Origin of the sequence: Scandinavium sp. UTDF21-P1B (assembly GCF_040750395.1) — a bacterium.
Lineage (GTDB): Bacteria > Pseudomonadota > Gammaproteobacteria > Enterobacterales > Enterobacteriaceae > Scandinavium.
This window is the reverse complement of sequence record NZ_JBFLVD010000017.1, coordinates 61,469-86,847: the sequence shown is the minus strand read 5'-3', so window position 1 is coordinate 86,847 and position 25,379 is coordinate 61,469. Positions and strand designations below refer to the sequence as shown.

At 54.9% G+C, this 25,379-nt stretch carries 20 protein-coding genes and 1 tRNA gene; 11 read left to right on the top strand and 10 right to left on the bottom strand.

From position 1 onward, the window contains the following. The first annotated feature begins 52 nt into the window (after positions 1 to 52). Positions 53 to 2,902 (top strand): two-component system sensor histidine kinase RcsC, encoded by a 2,850-nt coding sequence (rcsC, locus tag AB1287_RS14625; RefSeq protein WP_435618242.1) that lies wholly within the window; start codon positions 53 to 55, stop codon positions 2,900 to 2,902. Positions 2,903 to 2,976: 74 nt separating this feature from the next. Here rcsC and rcsB read toward each other — a convergent pair whose 3' ends face one another. Together rcsB and rcsD are read right to left on the bottom strand one after the other, a co-directional pair. Further along, entirely contained in the window at positions 2,977 to 3,627 is a 651-nt protein-coding gene (rcsB, locus tag AB1287_RS14620) for a response regulator transcription factor RcsB (protein WP_001061913.1), read from the bottom strand. 16 nt (positions 3,628 to 3,643) lie between these two features. Further along, entirely contained in the window at positions 3,644 to 6,322 is a 2,679-nt protein-coding gene (gene rcsD, locus AB1287_RS14615) for a phosphotransferase RcsD (protein WP_435618241.1), read from the bottom strand. 806 nt (positions 6,323 to 7,128) lie between these two features. Between rcsD and AB1287_RS14610 the strand changes: the two genes are divergently transcribed. The 6 genes from AB1287_RS14610 (at position 7,129) to mgtE (ending at position 14,470) form a co-directional block, all read left to right on the top strand. Beyond that, positions 7,129 to 8,235, top strand: a complete 1,107-nt coding sequence (locus AB1287_RS14610) for a porin OmpC (protein ID WP_312627086.1) — start codon at positions 7,129 to 7,131, stop codon at positions 8,233 to 8,235. Between the two features lie 100 nt (positions 8,236 to 8,335). Next, positions 8,336 to 9,391, top strand: coding sequence for an FAD:protein FMN transferase ApbE (gene apbE, locus AB1287_RS14605; RefSeq protein WP_435618240.1), 1,056 nt, complete (start codon positions 8,336 to 8,338; stop codon positions 9,389 to 9,391). A gap of 76 nt (positions 9,392 to 9,467) precedes the next feature. Next, the gene (gene ada / locus AB1287_RS14600; RefSeq protein WP_435618239.1) at positions 9,468 to 10,529 is read left to right on the top strand and encodes a bifunctional DNA-binding transcriptional regulator/O6-methylguanine-DNA methyltransferase Ada; all 1,062 of its coding nucleotides are present in this window, start codon (positions 9,468 to 9,470) and stop codon (positions 10,527 to 10,529) included. 2 nt (positions 10,530 to 10,531) lie between these two features. After that, complete coding sequence (gene alkB / locus AB1287_RS14595) at positions 10,532 to 11,170, top strand: DNA oxidative demethylase AlkB (RefSeq protein WP_435618238.1); 639 nt, start codon at positions 10,532 to 10,534, stop codon at positions 11,168 to 11,170. Between the two features lie 86 nt (positions 11,171 to 11,256). Then, positions 11,257 to 12,900, top strand: coding sequence for a multidrug ABC transporter permease/ATP-binding protein (locus tag AB1287_RS14590; protein ID WP_435618237.1), 1,644 nt, complete (start codon positions 11,257 to 11,259; stop codon positions 12,898 to 12,900). Positions 12,901 to 13,033: 133 nt separating this feature from the next. Beyond that, positions 13,034 to 14,470, top strand: coding sequence for a magnesium transporter (gene mgtE / locus AB1287_RS14585; protein ID WP_312627079.1), 1,437 nt, complete (start codon positions 13,034 to 13,036; stop codon positions 14,468 to 14,470). On the opposite strand, the gene AB1287_RS14580 is transcribed toward mgtE, so the two are convergent. After that, on the bottom strand, positions 14,433 to 15,680 hold the full coding sequence (locus AB1287_RS14580) for a SulP family inorganic anion transporter (RefSeq protein ID WP_435618236.1): 1,248 nt from the start codon (positions 15,678 to 15,680) through the stop codon (positions 14,433 to 14,435). The genes mgtE and AB1287_RS14580 overlap by 38 nt on opposite strands. A 274-nt stretch (positions 15,681 to 15,954) precedes the next feature. Between AB1287_RS14580 and mqo the strand changes: the two genes are divergently transcribed. Continuing rightward, a complete protein-coding gene (gene mqo, locus AB1287_RS14575; RefSeq protein ID WP_435618235.1) occupies positions 15,955 to 17,607 on the top strand; it encodes a malate dehydrogenase (quinone) in 1,653 nt (550 codons plus the stop codon). A 116-nt stretch (positions 17,608 to 17,723) separates the two neighbouring features. On the opposite strand, the gene eco is transcribed toward mqo, so the two are convergent. From eco to AB1287_RS14550, 5 genes are all read right to left on the bottom strand, one after another. Continuing rightward, positions 17,724 to 18,215 carry a serine protease inhibitor ecotin gene (gene eco, locus AB1287_RS14570; RefSeq protein ID WP_435618234.1) on the bottom strand — a complete coding sequence of 164 codons (492 nt, stop codon included), beginning with the start codon at positions 18,213 to 18,215 and terminating at the stop codon, positions 17,724 to 17,726. A gap of 190 nt (positions 18,216 to 18,405) precedes the next feature. Beyond that, positions 18,406 to 18,504, bottom strand: coding sequence for a YoaK family small membrane protein (locus AB1287_RS14565; RefSeq protein ID WP_312627073.1), 99 nt, complete (start codon positions 18,502 to 18,504; stop codon positions 18,406 to 18,408). A gap of 65 nt (positions 18,505 to 18,569) precedes the next feature. Beyond that, positions 18,570 to 18,646, bottom strand: a tRNA-Pro gene (locus AB1287_RS14560). Between the two features lie 75 nt (positions 18,647 to 18,721). Continuing rightward, the gene (yejM, locus tag AB1287_RS14555; protein ID WP_312627072.1) at positions 18,722 to 20,482 is read right to left on the bottom strand and encodes an LPS biosynthesis-modulating metalloenzyme YejM; all 1,761 of its coding nucleotides are present in this window, start codon (positions 20,480 to 20,482) and stop codon (positions 18,722 to 18,724) included. Positions 20,483 to 20,508: 26 nt separating this feature from the next. Next, on the bottom strand, positions 20,509 to 20,736 hold the full coding sequence (locus AB1287_RS14550) for a YejL family protein (RefSeq protein WP_312627070.1): 228 nt from the start codon (positions 20,734 to 20,736) through the stop codon (positions 20,509 to 20,511). Positions 20,737 to 20,869: 133 nt separating this feature from the next. On the opposite strand from AB1287_RS14550, the gene yejK reads away from it, so the two are divergent. After that, complete coding sequence (gene yejK, locus AB1287_RS14545) at positions 20,870 to 21,874, top strand: nucleoid-associated protein YejK (RefSeq protein WP_312627068.1); 1,005 nt, start codon at positions 20,870 to 20,872, stop codon at positions 21,872 to 21,874. A 141-nt stretch (positions 21,875 to 22,015) separates the two neighbouring features. On the opposite strand, the gene rplY is transcribed toward yejK, so the two are convergent. Beyond that, positions 22,016 to 22,300: a 50S ribosomal protein L25 gene (gene rplY / locus AB1287_RS14540; RefSeq protein ID WP_435618233.1), complete on the bottom strand. Its 285-nt coding sequence runs from the start codon at positions 22,298 to 22,300 to the stop codon at positions 22,016 to 22,018. Positions 22,301 to 22,535: 235 nt separating this feature from the next. Here rplY and AB1287_RS14535 point away from each other — a divergent pair, with 235 nt between their 5' ends. Beyond that, a complete protein-coding gene (locus AB1287_RS14535) occupies positions 22,536 to 22,760 on the top strand; it encodes a DUF7661 family protein (protein WP_312627140.1) in 225 nt (74 codons plus the stop codon). A 5-nt stretch (positions 22,761 to 22,765) separates the two neighbouring features. Here the strand turns inward: AB1287_RS14535 and AB1287_RS14530 are convergent, their stop codons facing one another. Next, positions 22,766 to 24,523, bottom strand: coding sequence for a DEAD/DEAH box helicase (locus tag AB1287_RS14530; RefSeq protein WP_435618302.1), 1,758 nt, complete (start codon positions 24,521 to 24,523; stop codon positions 22,766 to 22,768). Between the two features lie 146 nt (positions 24,524 to 24,669). Between AB1287_RS14530 and rsuA the strand changes: the two genes are divergently transcribed. Next, on the top strand, positions 24,670 to 25,377 hold the full coding sequence (rsuA, locus tag AB1287_RS14525; protein WP_312627065.1) for a 16S rRNA pseudouridine(516) synthase RsuA: 708 nt from the start codon (positions 24,670 to 24,672) through the stop codon (positions 25,375 to 25,377). The last annotated feature ends 2 nt before the right edge of the window (positions 25,378 to 25,379 follow it).

Here is a 25,379-nt window from a genome sequence, read left to right as displayed (position 1 = left end):
TGCGATTTACCGCTACCTTAATCGCATCTTTACGCATCCACACGGCTAAACGTTGAAATACCTTGTCTCCTTTCGCACGACTCTGAAAGTCTCCCGCTATCTGTTCCGGGCCCTGGCACTGCTGGTCTGGCTGCTGATTGCTTTCGTCTCGGTGTTCTACATCGTCAATGCGCTGCACACCAAAGAGGCTGAGATTCGCCAGGAGTTTAACCTCAGCTACGATCAGGCTCAGCGCTATATTCAGCGCACCTCAGACGTGATGAAAGAGCTGAAATACATCGCGGAAAACCGCCTCAGCGCGGAAAACGGCGTGCTTTCGTCACGTACGGTAAAAGACGACACCGAAGTGCCGGAGTTTGAGCCTCTGTTCCAGGATTCTGACTGCGGTGCGTTGAGCAACAACTGGCGCGGATCGCTGGAGTCGCTGGCGTGGTTTATGCGTTACTGGCGCGACAATTTCTCTGCTGCCTACGATCTGAATCGCGTGTTCCTGATTGGCAGCGACAATTTATGCATGGCGAACTTTGGCCTGCGCGATATGCCGATGGAGCGCGACCAGGCGCTGAAAACCCTGCATGAGCGTATTGTGAAATACCGCAATGCGCCGCAGGACGAGCGCGGCAACAATCTGTTCTGGATAAGCCAGGGCCCGCGTCCTAGCGTGGGTTATTTCTATGCGCTGACGCCGGTTTATCTCGCCAATCGCCTGCAGGCGCTGCTGGGCATCGAACAAACTATCCGCATGGAAAACTTCTTTACGCCGGGCAGTATGCCAATGGGCGTGACGATTCTCGATGAAGGCGGCCAGCCTTTGATTGCGCTCACCGGTGGGGAAAGCAAACTCAACATCGACCCGCACTGGATGCAGGAGCGGGCGTGGTTTGGCTACACTTCCGGCTTCCGCGATTTGGTGCTGAAGAAAAGCCTGCCGCCGTCGTCACTGAGCATTGTTTATTCGGTGCCGGTCGATCTGGTCCTCGAGCGCATCAGAATGCTGATCCTCAATGCCGTACTGCTGAATATTCTCACCGGCGTGGCGCTGTTTACGATGGCGCGCATGTACGAGCGGCGAATTTTCCTGCCCGCAGAAGCGGACGCGCAGCGTCTGGAAGAGCATGAGCAGTTCAACCGCAAGATTGTGGCCTCGGCGCCCGTTGGGATCTGTATTCTGCGTACGCTGGACGGCACCAACATCCTGAGTAACGAACTGGCGCATAACTATCTGAATATGCTCACCCACGAAGACCGGCAGCGGCTGACGCAGATTATCTGCGGGCAACAGGTGAACTTTGTGGACGTGCTGACGAGCAACAATACCAACCTGCAAATCAGTTTTGTTCATTCGCGCTACCGCAATGAAAACGTGGCGATTTGCGTGCTGGTTGACGTCTCGTCGCGCGTAAAAATGGAAGAGTCGCTACAGGAAATGGCGCAGGCCGCGGAGCAGGCGAGTCAGTCGAAGTCTATGTTCCTTGCTACGGTGAGCCATGAGCTGCGTACGCCGCTCTATGGCATTATTGGTAACCTCGATTTACTGCAAACCAAGGAGCTGCCGAAGGGCGTTGACCGCCTGGTGACGGCGATGAACAACTCGTCGAGCCTGCTGCTGAAAATCATCAGCGATATTCTCGACTTCTCGAAGATTGAGTCTGAGCAGCTGAAAATTGAGCCGCGTGAGTTTTCCCCGCGCGAAGTGATGAGCCATATCACCGCCAACTATCTGCCGCTGGTGGTACGTAAACAGCTCGGACTTTACTGCTTCGTTGAGCCGGACGTCCCGCAGCAGCTGGCGGGGGATCCGATGCGTCTGCAGCAGGTCATCTCTAACCTGCTCAGCAATGCGATTAAATTCACCGATGTGGGCTGCATTATTCTGCATTTGCAGCGCGACGAGGATTACCTCAGCATCAGCGTGCGCGATACCGGCGTCGGTATTCCGGCCAAAGAAGTGGTGCGCTTATTCGATCCGTTCTTCCAGGTCGGCACCGGCGTGCAGCGCAATTTCCAGGGTACCGGACTGGGGCTTGCGATTTGCGAGAAGCTCATCAGCATGATGGACGGTGACATTTCGGTCGATACCGAGCCGGGAATGGGCAGCCAGTTCACGATTCGTATTCCGCTTTATGGCGCGCAAAATCTCAAGCCGGTGACCATTGAAGGCCTCGCCGGTAAACGCTGTTGGCTTGCGGTGCGTAATGCCTCGCTGGCGCAGTTTGTTGAATCGCTGCTGGCGCGTCACGGGGCGGAAGTGCTGCTGTATGAAGGCCAGACGCCGCAGTCAGAGGATATGCTCATTACCGATGATGAACTGGCGGAGCCGTGGAAAGGGCGCGGGGCGATCGTTTTCTGCCGTCGCCATATCGGTATCCCGCTGGAGCGTAAGCCCGGTGAATGGATCCACAGCGTCGCGTCCCCGCATGAGCTGTTGACGCTGCTGGGCCGTATCTACAGCATTCAGGTCGATGATGCCGAACGTGGCGGAGATCTGCCGTCGGCAGACAATATCACCACCGCGAATGATGACATGATGATTCTGGTGGTGGACGATCATCCGATTAATCGCCGCCTGCTGGCCGATCAGCTTGGATCGCTCGGCTATCAGTGTAAAACCGCCAACGACGGCGTTGACGCGTTGAATGTGCTCAGCAAGAATCACATCGATATCGTGTTAAGCGACGTGAACATGCCGAACATGGATGGCTATCGCCTGACGCAGCGCATTCGCCAGCTTGGGCTGACCTTGCCGGTGGTGGGCGTGACGGCTAACGCTCTGGCTGAAGAGAAGCAGCGCTGCCTGGAGTCTGGCATGGACAGCTGTTTATCGAAACCGGTGACGCTGGATGTGATAAGCCAGACGCTGGCGGTCTACGCTGCGCGGGTCAGAAAAAGCAGAGAGGCGTAGTCCTGTAAAACCTGGCCCTGAAAAAGAAAAACCCCGACGAGTCGGGGTTTTTTGTGCGTAGCCTTGGCAAGGAACTAGTCTTTGTCCGCCGGGCTCAGCGTCACGGAAGAAAGGTAGTTCAGCAGGGCGATGTCGTTTTCCACGCCAAGCTTCATCATTGCCGACTTCTTCTGGCTGCTGATGGTCTTGATGCTGCGGTTGAGCTTCTTGGCGATCTCCGTCACCAGGAAACCTTCTGCGAACAGACGCAGCACTTCACTCTCTTTCGGAGAGAGACGTTTGTCGCCGTAGCCGCCTGCGCTGATTTTTTCCAGCAGGCGGGAAACGCTTTCCGGGGTAAATTTCTTCCCTTTCTGCAAAGCGGCCAGCGCTTTTGGCAGATCGGTTGGTGCGCCCTGTTTCAGGACAATCCCTTCAATATCGAGATCCAGAACGGCACTCAGAATCGCCGGGTTATTGTTCATGGTCAGCACAATAATCGACAGGCCCGGGAAGTGGCGTTTGATGTATTTGATAAGCGTAATGCCATCACCGTACTTGTCTCCGGGCATGGAGAGATCGGTGATCAGCACATGGGCGTCCAGTTTAGGCAGATTATTAATAAGCGCAGTGGAGTCTTCAAATTCGCCGACGACATTCACCCACTCGATTTGCTCAAGTGATTTGCGAATACCGAACAGTACAATCGGGTGATCATCGGCAATAATAACGTTCATATTGTTCATGTATTAGGCTACCTTGCTACATCAAGCTTTTGACGTAGGCGTCAATGTCGCTGATATATTTCTCTGTGCCGGGCGCATCTTTTTCGCGAATCAGATGCTCCAGCGTTTCACATAGCTGCTTGCCGGGTACCAGATTAAGCATGGCAAACACCCCTTTCAGGCGGTGAGCCGTCTGTGCCAGCGCAGCAAAATCATTTGTCGCTGATTCAGTATACAACCTCTTAACATCATCCGGAACCGTGTCAACAAACAGCGCATAATAACCGCTGGCATGAAGCTCGGCGTTTTCATTTACACCCGCAGGTGTGGTTCCCAGTAACTCTCCCTGTGCCAGTTGTTCTTCTATAAGTTGCAGCACGGCTTCCTGCATGGCATTACTGATATTGAAATTGACCCGCAGAAGGCCAGGGCCCATTTTGTGAATACCAGCCTCATCATCGCTTAAAAGTAAGCCAGGCGCAGTAAGATTAGACGGATTATCCGTTAAAAACAGATCATATTCTTGACTTGTCAGGCGTTCATCCGGGGAAATGCAGCTTGCGCCCCAGTTTTCCAACTGCCTGACCACCACGCTGCGTACTTCATTGGAGGTGATGTCGATCATCGCGACCACGTCATCAAGCAGCTTCTCCTCTGACTCAGACTCCTGCTCGCGCGGCGTCATTTTGACATGCAGAGAATAGCGCGTGCCTAAGGATTCTCGCGCTTTAATATTCAGGTGTCCACCGAGCTTGCGCGCCAGCTGATCGCACAGCCAGAAGGTCAGGGCGTTCGCTTTGCCAAACCTATCTTCCTGGGTTTCGTTCAGGAACGGGAAATGAAGATTGTCGATTTCACTGTTGCTGACGCCGTTACCGGTATCGAGAATACGGAAGGTCAGGCGATCCTCTGCGGATTCATCTTCAGCTATTTCCAGCGTCACTTTGCCTATCTGGGTTGTCGTGACGGCGTACTGGATCAGCAGCAGCAAAATACGTTTAAGCGCTTCACGATCGCCATGGCGCTGTTCGCTGGCGGCCAGATGATTGTTGATGAGCAGCTGCAAGCCTTTGCGCCTGATAGCCGGTAACACCTCTGGCACCACTTCATCGATCAGATCCTGAATGGAGAACAGGGTCGATGTCACTTTCCAGCCATCACCTTCGAGCATGTTCGCGAGCTGAATCTCATCCACCAGATGCACAAGCGTATCGGCCTGCTGAACCAGCTTATGGTGCGCATCGCCCGGCAGCGCGGCGGCTTCTTCCGCGAGTGAACGAACAGGTTGCTTAAGCGCCTCGCCGATGTTCTGCATAAAGGCCACGCGGCCCTGCTGGTTTTTCTCATACAGACGCTGCGCCTGTTTGAGCTTTTTGTTTACCAGCACTTCTTTATCCTGATCGCGAATGATGAAAATCTGAGTGCGCGGTGACACCTGGCTTCTGAACTGACGAATTTCGTACAGCTCGTTATTGATGGTGGCCTGAATGACGCCCTGATGCTGATCCGCCATGCTGGTGATGTTTTGCAGATTGAGATGCGGCAGCAGGTGGTCGGCAATTTTATTGCTGATAACCGTCCGGTTGGACTCCTGATCGTGTACCAGGAGCCCCAGAGGCAGTACGGAAATAATCTCTTCGTTGATGGCCTTCAGCACGCGCAATTCGGTGTTTGCAGCGCCCGAAGCGCCGGTATCGGTCTGGCGACGCCCGGAGTAGTACCGGAAGGTGTTAAACCCGAACAGCGCCAGCGCCAGCAGGCCAATATTCAGCAGCAGCGGCAGCAGTATGTTTTGTAGCGTATCAAGCAGCAGCGTGCCGAGCGGCACCTGCCAGATAAGACGCATGCCGGTGGAGTTCACCGAAGAAGCAATTTCGATACGCGAGCTATTGAAATTGATCGTCACGCTGTCTGCGGCTTCTTTATCCTGGCTGCGCAGGTTCTTCTGCGATGGATCCGGTTCGAGGCGGAAGCTGTCCAGCGCCATACCCGGTGGGATCAAATCATTTATCGGTAAGTCGAAGGCGACCACCGTGGCCAGATGACCCGGCTGATTGAACGTGGTGCGCAGCGTGAAGTAATGGCCGTTTTGCCAGGCGAGACGGCGCAGTGAAGAGAACGTTTCCCGCTCATCCAGCGTGTTGGCTTGCTGAAGCATCTCTGCGCGACGCGAGTCAACGATGCTGCCGACGGTGGACTCTTTAAATCCGGCGGATAAATCCTTCAGCGGCAGCGTGGAAATCAGAATCAGGCTGTTGTCCTGGCCATTGAGGTAGTACATCGACCACGGTACGGTTTCTGCGCCCCACAGCGTGTCCAGGTAATTCGACATTTTTTGCGTCATGTCGAGTGTCGTACCGTCATGGGAGCCAAAAATCAGTGCTTCCGTTTTGCGACGAGGTTTCTCCAGGTAATAGACATCCTGCTTGAGGCGAGTTTCCTGCAAGCCCTCATTCGCGGAAGGCGCCGTGGCTGATGCAGCGATGTTGTCATAGATTTGCCAGGTGGCGTAGCGCCAGGTGTCGATCCGTTTATGAATCGAATGTGTCATGTCGACAATCTGGTAGCTTTTATCCTTCAGCCAGGCGTTTACCGCGCTCTGGATCATGACCCCCATGGTGACCAGCAACACGACGATCAATAAAAGGAAGAAACGGGTAATGCTCCCGGGGATGAGGGAGAACTTGTTGGGGAACGTCGTGTCGGAATGACTCATTAGTGTGTGTAATCCATGATGACTGCACCAGAAAAACGCGTTGAAGCCCCCGCTTGCTGCTCAGAGTGAAACCCGGATAGCAGGTTTCCGCGGTGGATTGTCAAGGCAACGCCAGCAGGCAGTATAAAGGGTAATGCGCCAATTTCCACATTCTCCAGCTTGCTGCTGGTTTTCTGAACAATATCCACATTCTGCAGTACAAAGATGTACATGGTTACATTTTTTGTACAAATATTTACGCGAAGATTCGAAAGAATAGCACTAATTAACAAGAGATTATTTAAGCGCTAGCCCTAAAGGGAAATTTTTCAAGTTCAAGTGATTAATTAATAGTCGTTACAATTTCACTGCGTTAGCACAGAACTATTAATTTTGCGTAAAGAAAGGTAAAAAAAACCGGATGCGAGGCACCCGGTTGAAATATGAGTAAACAGACATTCAGAACTGAATGACGGTAATAAATAAAGTTAATGATGATAGCGTTGATTATTTTAGAGATCGTTCCTGATTTTGTTTTGTCATTCAGTGCTATAAACTCATTATCAATAATGGCATTGATTTTATTGTGTTTTTTAATGTTTTTGATTATTGGTGCTATATTTTTTGCCAATTTGTGTCGCTAAAAAGTTCCCTCTTATTTACAAAATGAAACATTTGGTGGGTGATTTGAAACACCTTAAAAGTTCTCGTATCATTTTCTTGTTGGATATTTCTGTATTTTGCAGCACAATGGGTTTGCCGACTGATTAGAGGGTTAATCAGTAAGCAGTGGCATATAAAAAGGCATATAACAGAGGGTTAATAACATGAAAGTTAAAGTACTGTCCCTCCTGGTACCAGCACTGCTGGTAGCAGGCGCAGCAAATGCGGCTGAAATTTATAACAAAGATGGCAACAAATTAGATCTGTACGGTAAAGTCGACGGCCTGCACTATTTCTCTGACGACAAAGGCGCTGACGGCGACCAGTCCTACATTCGTTTCGGCTTCAAAGGCGAAACTCAGGTTAACGACCAGATCACCGGTTACGGCCAGTGGGAATACAACGTTCAGGCGAACAATACTGAATCTGCAAGCGATCAGGCATGGACCCGTGTTGGTTTCGCCGGTATCCGCGTTAAAGACGCAGGTTCTTTCGACTACGGTCGTAACTACGGCGTAGTTTATGACGTGAACTCCTGGACCGACGTCCTGCCAGAATTCGGCGGCGACACCTACGGTGCAGACAACTTCATGCAGCAGCGTGGTAACGGCTACGCAACTTACCGTAACACCGACTTCTTCGGTCTGGTTGATGGTCTGAACTTCGCTATTCAGTACCAGGGTAAAAACAGCGGTAGCGGTGAAGGCGGCACGAACAATGGTCGTGATGCTCTGAAACAGAACGGCGACGGCGTTGGCGGATCTCTGACATACGATCTGGGTGAAGGCTTCGGTATCGGTGCTGCGGTATCCAGCTCCAAACGTACCTCTGACCAGAACTCTGCTGCATACCTGGGCGATGGCGACCGCGCTGAAACCTATACCGGTGGCCTGAAATATGACGCGAACAACGTCTACCTGGCAGCACAGTACACTCAGACCTACAACGCAACCCGCTTCGGTAATAGCGATTCTGCTGTTGCTGGCTGGGCTAACAAGGCACAGAACTTCGAAGTGGTTGCTCAGTACCAGTTCGACTTCGGTCTGCGTCCATCCGTGGCTTACCTGCAGTCTAAAGGCAAAGATATCGAAGGTTATGGCGACCAGGATCTGCTGAAATATGTTGATGTAGGCGCGACTTACTACTTCAACAAAAACATGTCCACCTATGTTGATTACAAAATCAACCTGGTTGATGACAACAACTTCACCCGCGCTGCTGGCATCGGTACCGATGACATCGTAGCACTGGGTCTGGTTTACCAGTTCTAATCAACTGCTAAGCTGGCAAAAGGGTCCTTCGGGGCCCTTTTTTATTCTTTGTTTAACCTGGCTGGTGTACCCTTGCGCGCAAACATGAGGGGCATTAAGTATGGATATCACTTCTTTCCGCGCGGCGCTGATTGCCGTCACGCTCGTCCTGACCGGCTGCGATAACGGCACGCCGTCTCCCGCTGCACCAAAGGTTGCATCCACCGTCCTGGAAGGCAAGACGATGGGAACGTTCTGGCGCGTTAGCGTCATCAATCTTGATAATGACAAAGCCGCTGCGCTGCGCCAGAAGGTGCAAACCCAACTTGACGCCGACGATCGGCTCCTGTCGACATGGAAAAATGATTCTGCGCTCATGCGCTTTAACCATTCAGCGAGCACCACGCCGTGGCCCGTTAGCGAAGCGATGGCGGATATCGTGACGGAATCCCTGCGCATTGGGGCGAAAACGCAGGGTGCCATGGACATTACCGTCGGGCCGCTGGTGAATTTATGGGGATTCGGTCCGGACAAACAGCCCGTCAAAACGCCGACTCAAGCCCAGATCGACGCGGCAAAAGTGCGGACCGGCCTGAAGCATCTGCGCGTGATCAATCACTCCGGCAGCCAGTACTTACAAAAAGATCTGCCCGATCTGTATGTCGATCTCTCGACCGTTGGGGAAGGTTACGCCGCCGATCATCTGGCCCGCCTGATGGAACAGGAGGGGATCTCGCGTTACCTGGTTTCCGTGGGTGGCGCGCTGGTGAGCCGCGGCATGAATGCTGAAGGGCAGCCGTGGCGCGTGGCTATCCAGAAGCCAACCGATCGGGAAAACGCCGTGCAGGCGATCGTGGACATCAACGGACATGGGATTAGCACCTCCGGCAGCTATCGAAATTATTACGAGCTTGACGGAAAACGTATTTCTCACGTTATCGATCCGGTGAGTGGGGCGCCGATCCAGCATAAGCTGGTGTCGGTGACGGTCATCGCAACCACGGCGCTGGAAGCGGACGGCTGGGATACCGGGCTAATGGTATTAGGCCCGGAAAGAGCTAAAGAAGTGGTGCGCGAGCAGGGGCTGGCGGTGTATATGATCGTTAAAGACGGCGACGGCTTCAAAACCTGGATGTCGCCGCAGTTCGAAACCTTCCTCGTCAGCGGCAAAAATTAAAAAGCAAGAATGGCGGTTTTTTTCACCGCCGTCTGCGCCAGACTCAGGCTACGCTAAACAGAGAGCCGGAGCAGGTATGAAAACGAAAGCAATCCTCAACGACGAGTTCTGCTGGCAGGCGGTACTCGAAAGAGATAAAGATGCCGATGGTCAGTTCGTGTTTGCGGTACTGACTACCGGAATTTACTGCCGCCCATCCTGTCGGGCACGCCATGCATTGCGCCAGAATGTGTGTTTCTATACGGATGCCGCCGCCGCCGAACATGCCGGGTTTCGTGCCTGTAAGCGCTGCCAGCCTGACAAAGCCGATCCTCAGCAACAGCGTATTGATAAAGTGGCGCAGGCCTGCCGTTTGCTCGAACAGGAGCGTACGCTGACGCTTGACGAGCTGGCGCGCGAAGTGGGCGTAAGTTCGTACCATTTTCATCGTTTGTTCAAATCCGTTACCGGGATGACGCCGCGGGCATGGCAGCAGGCGTGGCGAGCCCGCAGGCTGCGCGAAACGCTGGCGTCCAGCGAAAGCGTGACTGGTGCCGTTTTGGCGGCAGGGTTCCCGGCGAGCAGCAGCTATTACCGCCAGGCCGACAGTACGCTCGGCATGACGGCAAAACAGTACCGGCGTGGCGGGGACGATCTCCCGGTACGCTACACGCTGCAATCCTGTTCGCTGGGCCGCTGTCTGGTGGCAGCAAGCTCGCGTGGAATTTGTGCTGTTTTACCTGGCGACAGCGATGACAAGCTGATAAACGAGCTGGAGCAGATTTTTCCCCACGCTCAGCGTGAAAGGGCGGATGAAGCATTCAGCCAGCAGGTCGCTGAGGTGATAGCCGTGCTGGACGGTAAGCGGGAAGCGTTCACCTTACCGCTGGATATCCGCGGCACGGCCTTTCAGCAGCAGGTCTGGCAGGCGCTGAGAAACATCCCCGCCGGCGAAACCCGTAGCTATCAGCAGGTGGCGGAAAGCATCAACAAGCCGAAAGCGGTGCGTGCAGTGGCGAACGCCTGCGCGGCCAATACCCTGGCGCTGATCGTTCCCTGCCATCGCGTTGTGCGGCAAAGCGGGGCGCTGTCCGGCTATCGCTGGGGCGAAGCGCGCAAGGCCCTGCTGTTACAGCGCGAAGCAAAACAGGAAAACTGAAGATGCTGGATCTTTTTGCCGACACGCCGCCCTGGCAGGAACCTCTCGCGCCGGGGGCCGTCATTCTCCGCCGTCGGGCACTGGCCGATATGGACTCGCTGATGGCGGGCATCCGTGACGTGTCAGCGCAGTCGCCGTTTCGCCGGATGATCACGCCCGGCGGCTACACCATGTCCGTGGCGATGACCAACTGTGGCAACGTTGGCTGGACGACCGATCGTCACGGTTACCTGTATGCAGGGATCGATCCGCAAACTCAGAAACCCTGGCCTGACATGCCAGAGGTCTTTCTGGTGCTGGCTCAGGTTTGCGCCCTGGAAGCCGGTTACGTCGATTTTCGGCCGGATGCCTGCCTTGTTAACCGCTATGCGCCCGGTGCAAAGCTGTCGCTGCATCAGGACAAGGACGAGCAAACGCTGAGTGCGCCGATTGTTTCTGTTTCGCTGGGGTTGCCCGCCGTGTTTCAGTTTGGCGGCCTGAAGCGCAACGATCCTCTGCAGCGCGTACTGCTTGAGCATGGCGATGTGGTGGTCTGGGGCGGTGAATCCCGATTGTTTTATCACGGCATTCAGCCATTAAAAGAGGGACAACATCCGGTGACGGGGGCCTTCCGCTACAATCTCACCTTCCGTCACACCTGAAACAGCAATAAAAATAAGAATTATTCTTGATGTGGTGCGCAGGGCGTTTAAACTGCTGGCTGTTTTAGCTGTCCGGAATGGTGTGTATGCAACTTCTTCTTCTGGTCTGGCGGCAGTACCGCTGGCCCTTTATTGCCGTCATGGCGCTGAGCCTGCTGAGTGCGGCGCTGGGCATCGGCCTTATCGCCTTCATCAATTTGCGCCTTATCGAAAGCGTCGACGTGTCGCTGGCCGTACTGCCGGAGTTTCTCGGCCTGCTGTTGCTGCTGATGGCGGTTACGCTGGGCTCACAGCTGGCGCTGACCGTGCTCGGCCATCATTTCGTTTACCGCCTGCGCAGCGAATTTATCAAACGTATCCTCGACACACAGATTGAACGGGTGGAAAAACTCGGCAGCGCTGCGTTGCTCGCTGGCCTGACCAGCGATGTGCGTAACATTACCATTGCCTTCGTACGCCTGCCGGAGCTGGTACAGGGGATCATCCTGACCTTCGGCTCTGCGGCATATCTGTTTTTCCTGTCGGGCAAAATGCTGGCCGTCACCGTGCTGTGGATGGCGTTGACCATCTGGGGCGGTTTTGTGCTGGTGGCGCGAGTCTATAAGCACATGGCAACCCTGCGTGAAACGGAAGACAAGCTGTATCACGATTACCAGACCGTGCTGGAAGGGCGCAAAGAGTTAACCCTCAATCGCGAGCGCGCCGAACACATTTTCAACAATCTCTACATTCCGGACGCCAAAGAGTATCGCCATCACATTATCCGTGCCGATACGTTCCACCTGAGCGCGGTGAACTGGTCAAATATCATGATGCTCGGCGCGATTGGCCTGGTGTTCTGGATGGCGAACAGTTTAGGCTGGGCGGACACCAACGTGGCGGCAACCTATTCATTGACGCTATTGTTCCTGCGTACGCCGCTGCTGTCTGCCGTCGGCGCATTGCCGACGCTGCTCAGCGCCCAGGTAGCGTTCAACAAGCTGAATAAATTCTCTCTTGCGCCTTATCGAGCGGAGTTCCCCAAACCAGAGCCGCACCGGGACTGGCAAACGCTGGAGCTGCGCGATGTGGAATTCCACTATCAGGACAACACCTTTGCCGTCGGACCCATCAACCTGACGTTAAAACGTGGCGAGCAGGTGTTCCTGATTGGCGGAAACGGCAGTGGAAAATCGACGTTGGCGATGCTGCTGACCGGGCTTTATCAGCCGGTATCCGGGCACATTCTGCTCGATGGCCAGCCGCTGGCGGCAGAGAAGCCGGAAGACTACCGGAAGCTGTTTTCGGCGGTGTTTACCGACGTCTGGCTGTTTGACCAGCTGCTGGGCCCGGAAGGGCAGCAGGCGAATCCGGTGCTGGTGACTAAATGGCTTGAGCACCTGAAAATGGGCCATAAGCTGAAGCTGGAAAACGGTAAAATTCTCGACCTTAAGCTGTCGAAAGGGCAGAAAAAACGCGTGGCGCTGCTGCTGGCGCTGGCGGAAGAGCGGGATATCATTCTGCTTGATGAGTGGGCTGCTGACCAGGACCCACACTTCCGCCGTGAGTTTTACCAGGTGCTGCTGCCGCTGATGCAGCAGATGGGCAAAACCGTTTTTGCCATCAGCCATGACGATCACTACTTTATCCACGCCGACAGGCTGCTGGAAATGCGTAACGGCAAGCTCAGCGAGCTGACCGGCGAAGAACGCATCGCAGCCTCCCGCGATGCGGTTGCCCGCACCGCCTGAGCTCTGGCGCCCCTTTTTTAGGGGCGTTTGCTCTCTTTTTCACCGCTCCGACCGGCCGTTTATTATTTTTTACATCCACTCGCGCTATGCTTAGGGCCAGAATACCGTCTCTCCCTTCAAGGATTGCCAACCCATGTCCGTGTTTCATAAAAACAGCGCCAGGCTACGCGACCAGGAACGTGCCCGTCTTATCTGGCTGTTAACCACCGATAAAGCCATCACCTCGGCGCTGACCAACAAGCTGACGCTGGCAGAACAATACGACGAAGGACAGCTGGCGGATGACATCGCCGAAGTGGGTGCACTGGTGGCACACTTGCCTGCGCCCGATCTGGCTGACACCCTTGAAGCGTTGCCTTCCGACGAGCGCCATGCGCTGTGGGGGCTGGTGGACGACAGCAAGCGCGGGAACGTGCTGCTGGAAGCCTCTGAAAGCGTTTATGACGATCTGATCGACGGCATGAGCGACAAGGCGCTGCTCGACGCGCTTGAAAGCCTCGACATTGATGAGAAAATCTATCTCGTTCAGCACCTTCCACGCGATCTGACCGGGCGCCTGCTGGCAACGCTGCCGCCTGATGAACGGGCCCGGGTGCGTCAGGTAATGAATTACGCCCATGACAGCGTCGGCGCGATCATGGAGTTTGAGGTCATCACCATTCGCCCGGACGTCACGCTTGGTGCGGTACAGCGCTATCTGCGCCGCCTTGGTAAAATGCCGCGTAACACCGACAAGCTGTTCGTCACCGATCGCCATAAAACGCTGCTTGGCGAGCTGGAGCTGCAAACTATTCTGCTTAACCCCGCGCAGCGCAATGTCGTGGAGGTCATGGAAGCGGAACCAGTGACCTTTCATCCGTCGGAAGATGCCGAGAAGGTGGCGCGAACGTTTGAACGTGATGACCTCGTGAGCGCCGCGGTAATTGATGCCGAAGGCAAACTGATGGGGCGTCTGACCATCGACGAAATCGTGGACGTGGTTTACGAAGAGACCGATAACGACATTCGCCAGATGAGCGGCCTGAGCAATGATGAGGACGTGTTCGCGCCGGTCAGTAAAGCGGTAAAAACGCGCTGGGCGTGGCTTGCTATCAACCTTTGCACCGCGTTTATTGCCTCGCGAGTGATTGACGGATTTGAACACACGATTTCACAGCTGGTGGCGCTGGCCTCCCTGATGCCTATCGTCGCCGGTATCGGCGGCAATACCGGCAATCAGACCATCACGATGATCGTCCGTGCGCTCGCATTGCAGCACATCCAGCCGGGAAACTTCTCTTTCCTGATCCTGCGCGAAATGGGTGTGGCGCTGATCAACGGCCTGGTGTGGGGCGGCATTATGGGCTGCGTGACCTGGTGGCTGTATGACGATCCGCAGCTCGGCGGCGTGATGATGCTGGCGATGGTGCTGAACCTGCTGGTGGCATCGCTGATGGGCGTGCTGATCCCGATGATCATGACCAAACTTGGACGCGATCCGGCGGTCGGTTCGAGCGTGATGATCACCGCCATCACCGATACCGGCGGCTTCTTTATTTTCCTTGGCCTGGCGACGGTGTTTCTGCTTTAAGCGCATGACGCTTGCGGATGTGGCGTGGCACCAGCGCCAGCAGCGAAATGCCTGCCAGCACGCCAATCGCCAGGTTGCCGGTACCCACCGTGGCGACAACCGTTGCCAGCATAACGAGCGTGGCCGACCACGGCATTTGCTTCAGCGCTGAAGGCTGAATGCTGTGCCAGCTGAAGGTTTTAACGGCCACAATGGCCATGATCCCTGCCAGCACCGCCATGGGGATCTTCGCCATCACCTGGCTTAAGCCCGTGACCAGCAGCAAAAGCACCAGGCCTGCGACGAGGGTGGAGAGGCGGCTGCGGCCTTTCCCCATCTCGACGTTCACGATGGTCTGGCCGATCATCGCACAGCCCGCAATCCCACCGTAAAAACCGGCGAGAATATTGGCGAAGCCGAGCCCGGCACTTTCGCGGGTTTTGTTCGACGGCGTGACGGTTAAATCATCGACAAGCTTTGCCGTCAGCAGTGACTCCATCAATCCCACGAAGGCGATGCTCAGCGCACAAGGCCAGATAATTTGCAGCGTTTGCAGATTCAGTGGTACCTGCAGTTCAGTCAGTCCCGGTAGTCCACCGCCCATTGAACCTTCATCACCCACCGTCGGCAAAATCTGGCCGCTGAAAACGGTATATAGCGTGAGGAGAACGATGGCAATAAGCGGCGAGGGAATGCTTTTGATGACCCGTGGCGCCCAGAGAACAATCAGCAGCGTGGCGGCAAACAGCGCCAGAATCAGCGGGTTCTTGCTCCAGAAATGCGGCACCTGGGCAAAGAAGATCAGAATGCCGAGTGCGTTTACAAACCCGGTCATCACCGCCTGCGGAATATGGCGCATCAGCTTCGCCATGCCGAGCAGGCCGAACGCAACCTGAATGACGCCTGCCATCACTACTGCGGGCAAAATGTATCCCACGCCGTGCTGATGCACCATCGGGCCGATGACGAGCGCCACGGAGCCTGCGGCGGCGGTCACCATCGCCGGGCGGCCGCCCAGTACCGACATTGCCAGACACAGAACGACGGAAGCAATCAGGCTCACTTTCGGATCCACGCCCGCAATTACCGAAAACGAGATGACTTCCGGGATGAGCGCGAGGGCGGTAATCACGCCCGCAAGAGATTCGCGCAGCAAAAGGGCAGGTGAGCGCACGACGTGAGTCAGCGCAGCGGATTCAGCAGCAGTGAGGGTAGGACGAGTATCAGGCATAGTAAATGTAAGGTTATAGAAGCAGGACTTAACATAAGCAATGGTGCGTGCGGCAAGTCACAAAACGGGCGATATTACCGCTTTGTGTCACACTTCGCCAGTACCAATACTCATTTATGAGACACATTTATTAAACATTTTTATAACAGTTATCAAAACAGAACTTAAATTTTAAACAATATTTAAATCTTTCATCGTCAGTGCTAACGTGTTTTTCCCCGAATCGTTTCACCTGCGCTAAAACAAAAAACGCGAGTACAGTAAGGCTCATTAAATGACGAAAAAGATGGCCGTACGTCGCTCACAGGCGGTGGGTTTGCATGCCGAATCGCTGGCAGACAACACCCAGGCCCCTCAAGAGCACCAGACGGATGTATTGTTGATTGGCGGTGGCATCATGAGCGCCACGCTGGGAACCTGGCTTCAGGAACTGGAGCCGGACTGGTCTATTACTCTGGTCGAACGGATGGAAAGCGTCGCCGAGGAGAGCTCCAACGGCTGGAACAACGCCGGTACCGGCCATGCCGCCCTGATGGAACTGAACTATACGCCGCAAAAAGCGGACGGTTCCGTCAGCATCGACAAAGCCATCGAGATCAATGAAGCCTTCCAGATCTCGCGCCAGTTCTGGGCGCATCAGGTCACGCGCGGCGTGCTGCAGCAGCCGAAGACCTTTATCAACACCGTGCCGCACATGAGCTTCGTCTGGGGCGAAGAGAACGTGAATTTCCTGCGCGCCCGCTACGCGGCCCTGCAGCAGAACTCCCTGTTCCAGGGAATGCGCTATTCCGAAGACACCGAACAAATTAAAAAGTGGGCGCCGCTGGTGATGGAAGGGCGCGACCCGCAGCAAAAGGTCGCGGCTACCCGAACCGAAATTGGCACCGACGTGAACTACGGCGAAATCACCCGCCAGCTTATCGCCGGGCTGCGCAGCCATGATAGCTTCTCGCTTCAGCTCAACACCGTCGTGCGACGCTTTAAGCGCAATGCCGATAACAGCTGGACGGTGACCGTCTCCGACGCCAACGACCGTAAGATTCGCCGTAAGATCCGTGCGAAATTTATCTTTATCGGCGCAGGCGGCGCGGCGCTCAAGCTGCTGCAACAGACGGGCATTCCGCAGGCGAAAGAGTTTGCCGGCTTCCCGGTCGGCGGGCAGTTCCTCGTCTGTGAAAATCCGGAGGTGGTAAACCACCATCTGGCGAAAGTGTATGGTCAGGCTTCCGTTGGTGCACCGCCCATGTCGGTGCCGCACATTGATACCAGAATTATCGACGGCAAGCGTGCCGTGCTCTTTGGACCGTTCGCGACGTTTTCCACTCGCTTCCTGAAAAACGGCTCGCTGTGGGATCTGCTGGCTTCAACCAATAAATCGAACATTCTGCCGATGATCAACGTCGGGATGGATAACTTCGACCTGGTGAAATATCTGGTCGGGCAGGTTATCCAGAAGGACAAAGATCGTCTGGCGGCGCTGAAAGCGTATTACCCGATGGCGAAGAAAGGCGACTGGCGCCTGTGGCAGGCAGGCCAGCGCGTTCAGATCATCAAGCGCGATGCTGAGAAAGGCGGCGTGCTGCGCCTGGGCACCGAAGTGGTCAGCGACGATGAAGGCACCGTTGCCGCGCTACTTGGCGCATCACCGGGCGCATCAACGGCGGCCCCCATTATGCTGCAGCTGATGGAGCAAGTGTTTAAAGAGAAAGTGAAATCTGCGGCGTGGCAGGAGAAGCTGCGCGCGGTGGTGCCGACTTATGGCCATCGTTTAAGTGGCGATCCGCAGGCAATTCAGCAGACTCTGGCGTACACCAGTGAAGTATTGGGGCTGCGATACGATGCGGATACCGTCGTGGATCCGGTTCCACAGGTTCAGTTCACGCCTCCATTGGTTGAATTAAAACCCGTGGCAGACATTGCCCTGTAGTTTGAGGTAAATGCCCGGCAGTACTGCGTTTGCCGGGCCTGCAATCCGCAACGGTTAGCAGGCCCGGTAAGGCAAGGCCACCACCGGGCAATCAGCGCCTTCGGTATAACGACGTCTTAACGCTGTTCTGCGTTCTGAACGGCGTCTTCCGCTTTCCAGATGCGGTACTTCACATCGACGTTGTCCGGGGTATAAACGACAATCGGCAGCTTGCTGTTGTAGCGCACCATTCCGTCATCACCCAGGTATGCCGTCACAAATTTCTGCGTTTTCTTGCCGTCCGGACAGGCCATCATGGTCGACACCGGCGAGCTTACCTTATCCACTACGTAGTAGTTATAGCCCCAGCCTTCCAGAGTTTTGCTTTCCAGTTTTGCGCCGAGGCGATGGTGGTTACAGTCCACTTCCAGCGTCTGACCAATCAGAAACTCCACTTTGTAAGCGGATTCATCTTTCTGCTCCGGCAGCGTAATCACCTGGCGCTTCATGCCTTTTTCCGCTTTCGGATAAGGTGCGACCTTTTCCAGCGGCGTGGTGGCCGCCGTGGCGCTGGCGGAAAGGCAGGCGAGAGAGAGTATAGCGGCAGTAATGATCGATCTGTTTTTCACTGTTAATCCTTTTATTCCAGTTAGCAACCGGCGGATCGTATCATTATTACGCTGAATAATAAGTCAGGTTTACTCTTATTTTAATAATAAGTGGTGATAAATGCTGAAAAAGGTAGGAGGGGGAGAATCCCTGCGACGAGGTGTCGCAGGGAAGGGGCATTACGGCGTAACAAACGCTGCCCGAAGAGTATTAAGAGCCCGGAGTAGCGTATCCGCCGATAACAAACCATGCCAGAAACGCGACGGCGACGATAAAACAAAGAATGGGAAAAGCGATACCAATGCGCATAGAACCTCGCTGAGCCACAGAAACAAAAAAGCCAACCCGGAGAGGCTGGCCCATTGCGAAGAAGTTGGTCGGCACGGAGAGATTCGAACTCTCGACCCTCGCCACCCCATGACGATGCGCTACCAGGCTGCGCTACGTGCCGAAACAGGTGAATAATAGTACCGCTTTCCGTTTCGAATGCAAGATGACCCGGGTTAATTGATTCAAAATTAATCAATCAGTTAGCGATAAACCGTTTCTCTTCGGTCAGTACCTGAAGCAGCAGGCTGAGCTGCGGCTTCTCGTTATCGATCCTCTGATCCTGACGATCCCAGGTTTTGTAGCTGCCGTTATGATTTAACACCACGGTCACCTGCGGAGTGGTGATGGCCAGATCCGAATTGCTTGATGCCGTCACCCAGTTATGACGACGTGCGGCGCTGAACAGATCCTGACCCTGCGAATATTCATTTGCCGGCGTGCTGACGTGCAGCAGGCGCTGCATCAGCGTCGTCATCACGTCTTTATGATCGGTAAGCGTTGTGATGTTCTGTGCAGGAGTGCCCGGCCAGTGAATAACCAGTGGTACCTGAAGCGCTTCACGGGACCATTCAAAACTGCTGCCGGATTTATTCATCGGCACGCCGTGTGCACCGGTAATAATGACCACCGTTTTATCGAGCTTGCCGGAGTCTTTCAGCGCGGTCAGTACGCGTGAGATTTGCGTATCGACACTCGCCGCCGCGCGGGCGTAACGGCGGTTAAAGTTCTGCTTCTGGCCGTCATCAAGGGTAGTGCCGTTAAGCGAAATCCACGAGAACCAGCGGTTCTCTTCCTGCGCATAGCTGCCAAGCCAGTTTATCCACTGGCTGGCGGTATCGGCATCACTTTGTGTTTTTGACGGCGGCAGCGAGAAATCTGAGAGCAGCGCCTGGCGATACATCGGGCTGCTGAAGCCGTCAGAGGAGAACAGGCCAAGCTGATACCCTTGCTGGTTTAGGGAGGTGATCAGCGCCGCCGGAATACGTGCGGACAGCACGCCGTCCATGTAGCTTGGCGAAATCCCGTAGAACAGGCCAAAAATCCCGCTGTCTGCGGCGTTTCCGGCACTCATGTGCTGGGTAAAGTTAAGGTTTTGCTGCGCAAATTCTGCCAGGGCAGGCATCTGCTTCTCAAAGCGGGAATAGTTCAGGCTGTCGACTGTAATTAGCAGTACGTTCTGACCTGTTCCCATATCGCGATAGCGCAAATCGCTAAGCGGATACTGAACGGAAACGGCTTCCGGATCGCCTTGCTCCACCAGACGACGCTGGTAATCCTGCGCATCAAGCAGGCCATGTTTCTCCAGAAACTTACGCGCCGTCATCGGATAGGAGAGCGGTAGATTCGCGCGCTGCATGGTCACCGGACGATAGAAATTAGCATCGGCCCAGATATACATCACATGCGTGGCAACGAACGAGGCAAACAGAAACCAGGCGATAGGGCGAGCATAATGACGCCGCCGCGTAAGGCTGCGCAGCTTCTGCCAGCTCCATGTGGCGAACAGCATTTCTATCAGCAAGATAACCGGGACGCTGATGAACATCAGCTGCCAGTCACGGGCCATCTCGTTTTGATCGGGGTTAATGACCAGCTCCCAGACGACCGGATTAAGGTGCAGGTGGAAGCGGGTAAAGACTTCGCTGTCGATAAGCAGCAGCGTCATGCCCACGGTAGCAAGAATGGCGGAGAGGAACCGCATCAGCCGTTGGGAAATGACAACAAACGTGAGCGGGAAGAGGATCAGCAGATAGGTAGCGAAAACCAGAAAGCTGAAATGGCCGAGGAGGCTGATGTACGAGTACACGCGGCCTGACAGCGTCGTCGGCCAGTCGGCGACAAACAGATAACGGCTACCGAGTACCGAGGCCAGCAGAATGTTGAACAGGGCAAACCAGTGCCCCCAACTGACCATCTGAGACACTTTTTCGCGGTAGGGCTGACGATGAGTCACCATAAACTGTTTGTCGTCTTCCTGTGTGCTTAGTGCGCCGGATCGTCGCTAATTGAGGATTGCAGCGCCTGCGCAAAGGAGCGGGCAATCGCCGTGCGCTGGGCTGGCGCGACGCTTGTGTTAATCAGGTTAGTCACCATATTGCCTAACACCATCAGTGAAAGGTCGGTCGGTGCCTTGTGTTTTTCCAGCACGTTGGCAAGCTCAGTCAGCAGTTGTTCAACGTGTTCATCGCTGTAGCGGGAGATTTGCGGCATAAATCCAGAATCTGTTTGTTCATGAAAGGGCAACATATTACCGTAGCAGCAGCATTTTTTCCGCTTTTTTTCGACTTTACACGGCTGCGCCTGCGGTGGTTGAATACCGCCCGGTCTAAAAGGAGAGTTTAACATGAGTCTGGATATCAACCAGATTGCCCTGCATCAGATGATCAAGCGTGATGAACAAAACCTTGAGCTGGTGCTGCGCGATACGTTACTGGAGCCGACGGCAACGGTCGAAGAGATGATGGCCGAGCTGCACCGCGTTTACAGCGCGAAGAACAAAGCCTACGGCATGTTCACCGAAGAGAGCGAGCTGGCCGAGTCTCTGCGCCTGCATCGCAAAGGCGAGGAAGATTTCCTGGCCTTCAGCCGTGCGGCAACCGGGCGTCTGCGCGATGAGCTGGCGAAATATCCCTTTGCCGACGGCGGCATTGTGCTGTTCTGCCACTATAAGTATCTGGCGGTGGATTACCTGCTGGTGGCGGTGCTGAACAACCTGAGCAGCATGCGCGTTAACGAACAGCTGGATATCAGCTCCACGCACTATCTGGACATCAACCATGCGGACATCGTGGCGCGCATCGATTTGACCGAATGGGAAACCAATCCGGAGTCCAGCCGCTATCTGACTTTCCTGAAAGGGCGAGTCGGGCGCAAAGTGGCCGACTTCTTTATGGATTTCCTCGGGGCCAGCGAAGGCCTGAACGCCAAACAGCAGAACCGCGGTTTATTACAGGCGGTTGACGATTTCACCGCGGAAGCGCAGCTCGACAAGTCTGAGCGCCAGAACGTGCGTCAGCAGGTTTACACCTACTGCAACGAACAGCTGCAGGCTGGGGAAGAGATTGAGCTGGAGTCGCTGTCGAAAGAGCTCTCTGGCGTTTCTGAAGTGAGCTTCCACGAGTTCACCGCTGATAAAGGCTATGAGCTGGAGGAGAGCTTCCCGGCGGATCGCAGCACGCTGCGCCAGCTAACCAAATATGCCGGCAGCGGCGGGGGGCTGACCATTAACTTTGATGCTTTGCTGCTGGGCGAACGTATTTTCTGGGATCCGGCCACGGACACCCTGACCATCAAGGGCACGCCGCCAAACCTGCGTGACCAGCTGATGCGCCGCACCAGCGGAAAATAAGCCCATATCGGCATTATGCCGGGTGGCGGCTTCGCCTTGCGCCTGCCGGCGAAATCGCCAGGCCTGGCAAGCGTCGCGTCGCCGGACAAAGGCCATAAAAAAACCCCGCCGAAGCGGGGTTTTTCACAACTTTGCAAGCGATTAAGCGCGAACGAAGTCGATGTGAGTCAGTTTTGGCTTGAACGCGTGACGCTGAACAGCCTGAACCTTCACTTTCTCTTCTTTGCCATCAACAACAATGGTCAGAACTTCAGCATAAAACTCTTCTTTGCTCTGCAGGTTCCACAGTTTGTCGTGGTCCAGTTCGATAGCAACTGGAGCAGCTTTGCCACCGTAAACGATAGCCGGGAACTTGTTAGCTGCGCGCAGGCGGCGGCTCGCACCCTTACCCTGCTCTTTACGTACTTCTGCGTTAATAGTAAACATTGACGTCTCTCTATAAGTAATCCTGTTACAGGCGACCCAGCAACAGGCAAATGATCTGCTTTGCACATGCAAAAGCGGGCGGCATTATAGCCTTCAATCCACATCGGGGCAATGGAAACTGCACCTCTTGTAGCCATCCATGAGCGGGTGGCAATCGGATACGGTGTCTTGATATTGATCCTCAGGGAGGTCTGCGGGGCGCAACGTTACAGAAATTGGCAAAGGAGAAATGGCGATGCTGATTTACGATGTATTTGGTCGACACATAGGGGTACAGCGTAAAGACGGGCGCTGGCTGGTCTTTCGAGTTGACATGTCAGAACGAAAATTCTCCCGACTATATGACGTTATTATTCCTGATGACCTGACAGAAGTTGAGATTTCGGGTTGGCTGGATGATATTTTTCACGAAGCCGCAACGGCAACTCATCCTGATGTAAGACGGATGCACAAAAAATGAAAAAATTATCGTAATTCGTTCGCCCGGCGAAAGCGGCCTTCATAATCAAAGACTTTTTCCCGCACCTGCCAGAACTGGCCTTTTTTACGGGCGACGACAAAGTCCGGATGCCGCAGTAAAACCTGTTGGGCGAGGATGTCGGCAGGCGTTATCCAGCGCAGCGGTACGCCGGGCGTGCGAGTGTGCGGGCGCATGAACAACTGCTCGAATGCCGTTTTCTGCGCGGGTGTTTGCAGACGGAAGCGCTCACTGACGTCTGTGCCATCTTCATCGTAATAAGTGATTTTCAGCCACGGGCCTTTTTCATCTGCGCCGTGCTGAAGTGACATACCGCTGCAGCGTAGTACCAGCGCGTCTTTTAGCTTCAGCGCGGCTTTTAGCATGTCGTCCGGGTCAACCAGCACCGTGTCACATTCCCGGCAGCGGCGGGCAGCAATGTCGTTTTCCGCATTGCACTGCGGGCAATTTTTGAAACGGAAACGAAAATCACACTGCTCGCGATGGCCTTCGTCATCCTCCAGCCAGCCCTGACAGCGACGGCCAAAATGTTCGATGAGCGTACCGTCGCTGGTGGTTTTGCCCCAAAAAGTATTGGCAAACCCACACGATGGACAAAAAACCTGCACGGGGACGTTGTCACTTTTGCCCTTCGGCACGCCGATTTCAGGGGCGAAAAGGTCGTGCGGGTTTCCGGCGTAATCCAGAATCAGGCAATCGGTCTTACCGGGAGCAAGGCGCAGGCCGCGGCCGACAATTTGCTGATACAGGCTGACGGACTCCGTCGGGCGCAGAATGGCAATCAAATCGACGTGGGGCGCATCAAACCCGGTGGTCAGCACCGCGACGTTCACCAGGTAGCGGAATTTTTGCGCCTTAAAGGCTTCAATCAGCCGATCGCGCTCAGGCGTTGGCGTCTCGCCGGTGATAAGTGCTGCGTCCTGAGTCGGAAGCAGGCCGGTGATTTCTTTCGCGTGTTCTACCGTGGAGGCAAAAATCATCGCCCCTTTACGGCTCTGGGCAAACTCCACAATCTGGCTGACGATGTGCGGCGTGATGCGCTGCTGTTTTTTCAGCTCTTTATTAAGGTCGGCTTCGCTAAACAGGCCATTGCTTTGGACCTGCAACCGGCTGAAATCATACTGTACGACCGGCATATCCAGCCTTTCCGGCGGAGTGAGATAGCCATGTTTGATCATATAGCGCAGCGGCAGTTCATAGATGCAGTCGCGGAACAGCGCTTTTTCGTCGCCGCGCACCATGCCGTGATAATGAAAACGGTAAATCCAGCCCTTGCCCAGGCGAAAAGGCGTGGCGGTCAGCCCCAGCAGGCGTAAGTGAGGGTTCACCTTTTTCAAATGGGTAAGGATTTGCTGATACTGGCTGTCGTTGTCGTCGCTGATGCGGTGACACTCATCGACAATCAGCAGGGAGAATTCGCCCTGAAAGTGTTCAAGATTGCGCGCCACCGACTGCACGCTGCCAAATACGACTTTTCCGTGGCTCTCTTTGCGCTTCAGCCCGGCGGCAAAAATATCCGCCTCCAGTCCCAGTGCGAGATACTTGCCATGGTTTTGTGCAACCAGCTCTTTCACGTGAGCAAGCACCAACACACGCCCGCGCGCCAGGCGAGCCAGTTCGGCAATCACCAGGCTTTTTCCGGCGCCGGTTGGCAGAACGATGACGGCGGGCTGCTGATGCTGACGAAAGTGGGCGAGGGTGGCATCCACCGCTTCCTGCTGATAGGGGCGAAGCGTAAAGGTCATGGTTTCAGTATCTTCATTAACAGGCAAATAGTATGCCACGAATCTTTTCGCTTGAGTGGCATAGCAGGGCCGTTATACTTGAACGCTGATATCGCTTCATTTCGGACGTCAGTCCGCACCGCACTTTTACAGGCTAAACAGACTTCATGCGACTTGATAAGTTTATCGCTCAGCAGCTCGGCGTCAGCCGCGCCATTGCCGGGCGTGAGATCCGCGCCAGCCGCGTTACCGTGGACGGCGAGATTGTCAAACTCACCGCTTTTAAAATCCTGCCGGAACACGATGTGGAATACGACGGTAACTCGTTGACCCAGCAGACCGGCCCGCGCTACTTCATGCTCAATAAGCCGCAGGGGTATGTCTGTTCGACGGATGATCCCGATCACCCGACGGTGCTCTACTTCCTCGATGAACCCGCCGCGCACAAGCTGCATGCCGCAGGGCGTCTGGATATCGATACCACCGGCCTTGTGCTGATGACTGACGATGGTCAGTGGTCGCACCGTATCACCTCGCCGCGCCACCACTGTGAAAAAACGTACCTTGTCACGCTGGAATCGCCGGTAGCCGAAGACACCGCCGAACAGTTCGCCAAAGGCGTTCAGCTGCATAACGAAAAAGATCTGACTAAACCGGCACAGCTTGAGGTCATCACCCCAACGGAAGTGCGCCTGACCATCAGCGAAGGACGCTATCACCAGGTGAAGCGTATGTTTGCCGCGGTGGGGAACCACGTTGTCGGCCTGCACCGCGAACGCATTGGTGAGATCAAACTTGATGATGATTTAGCGCCGGGCGAATACCGCGCGCTGACGGAAGATGAAATTGCAAGCGTGGGCTTGCCGCCACGCTAACC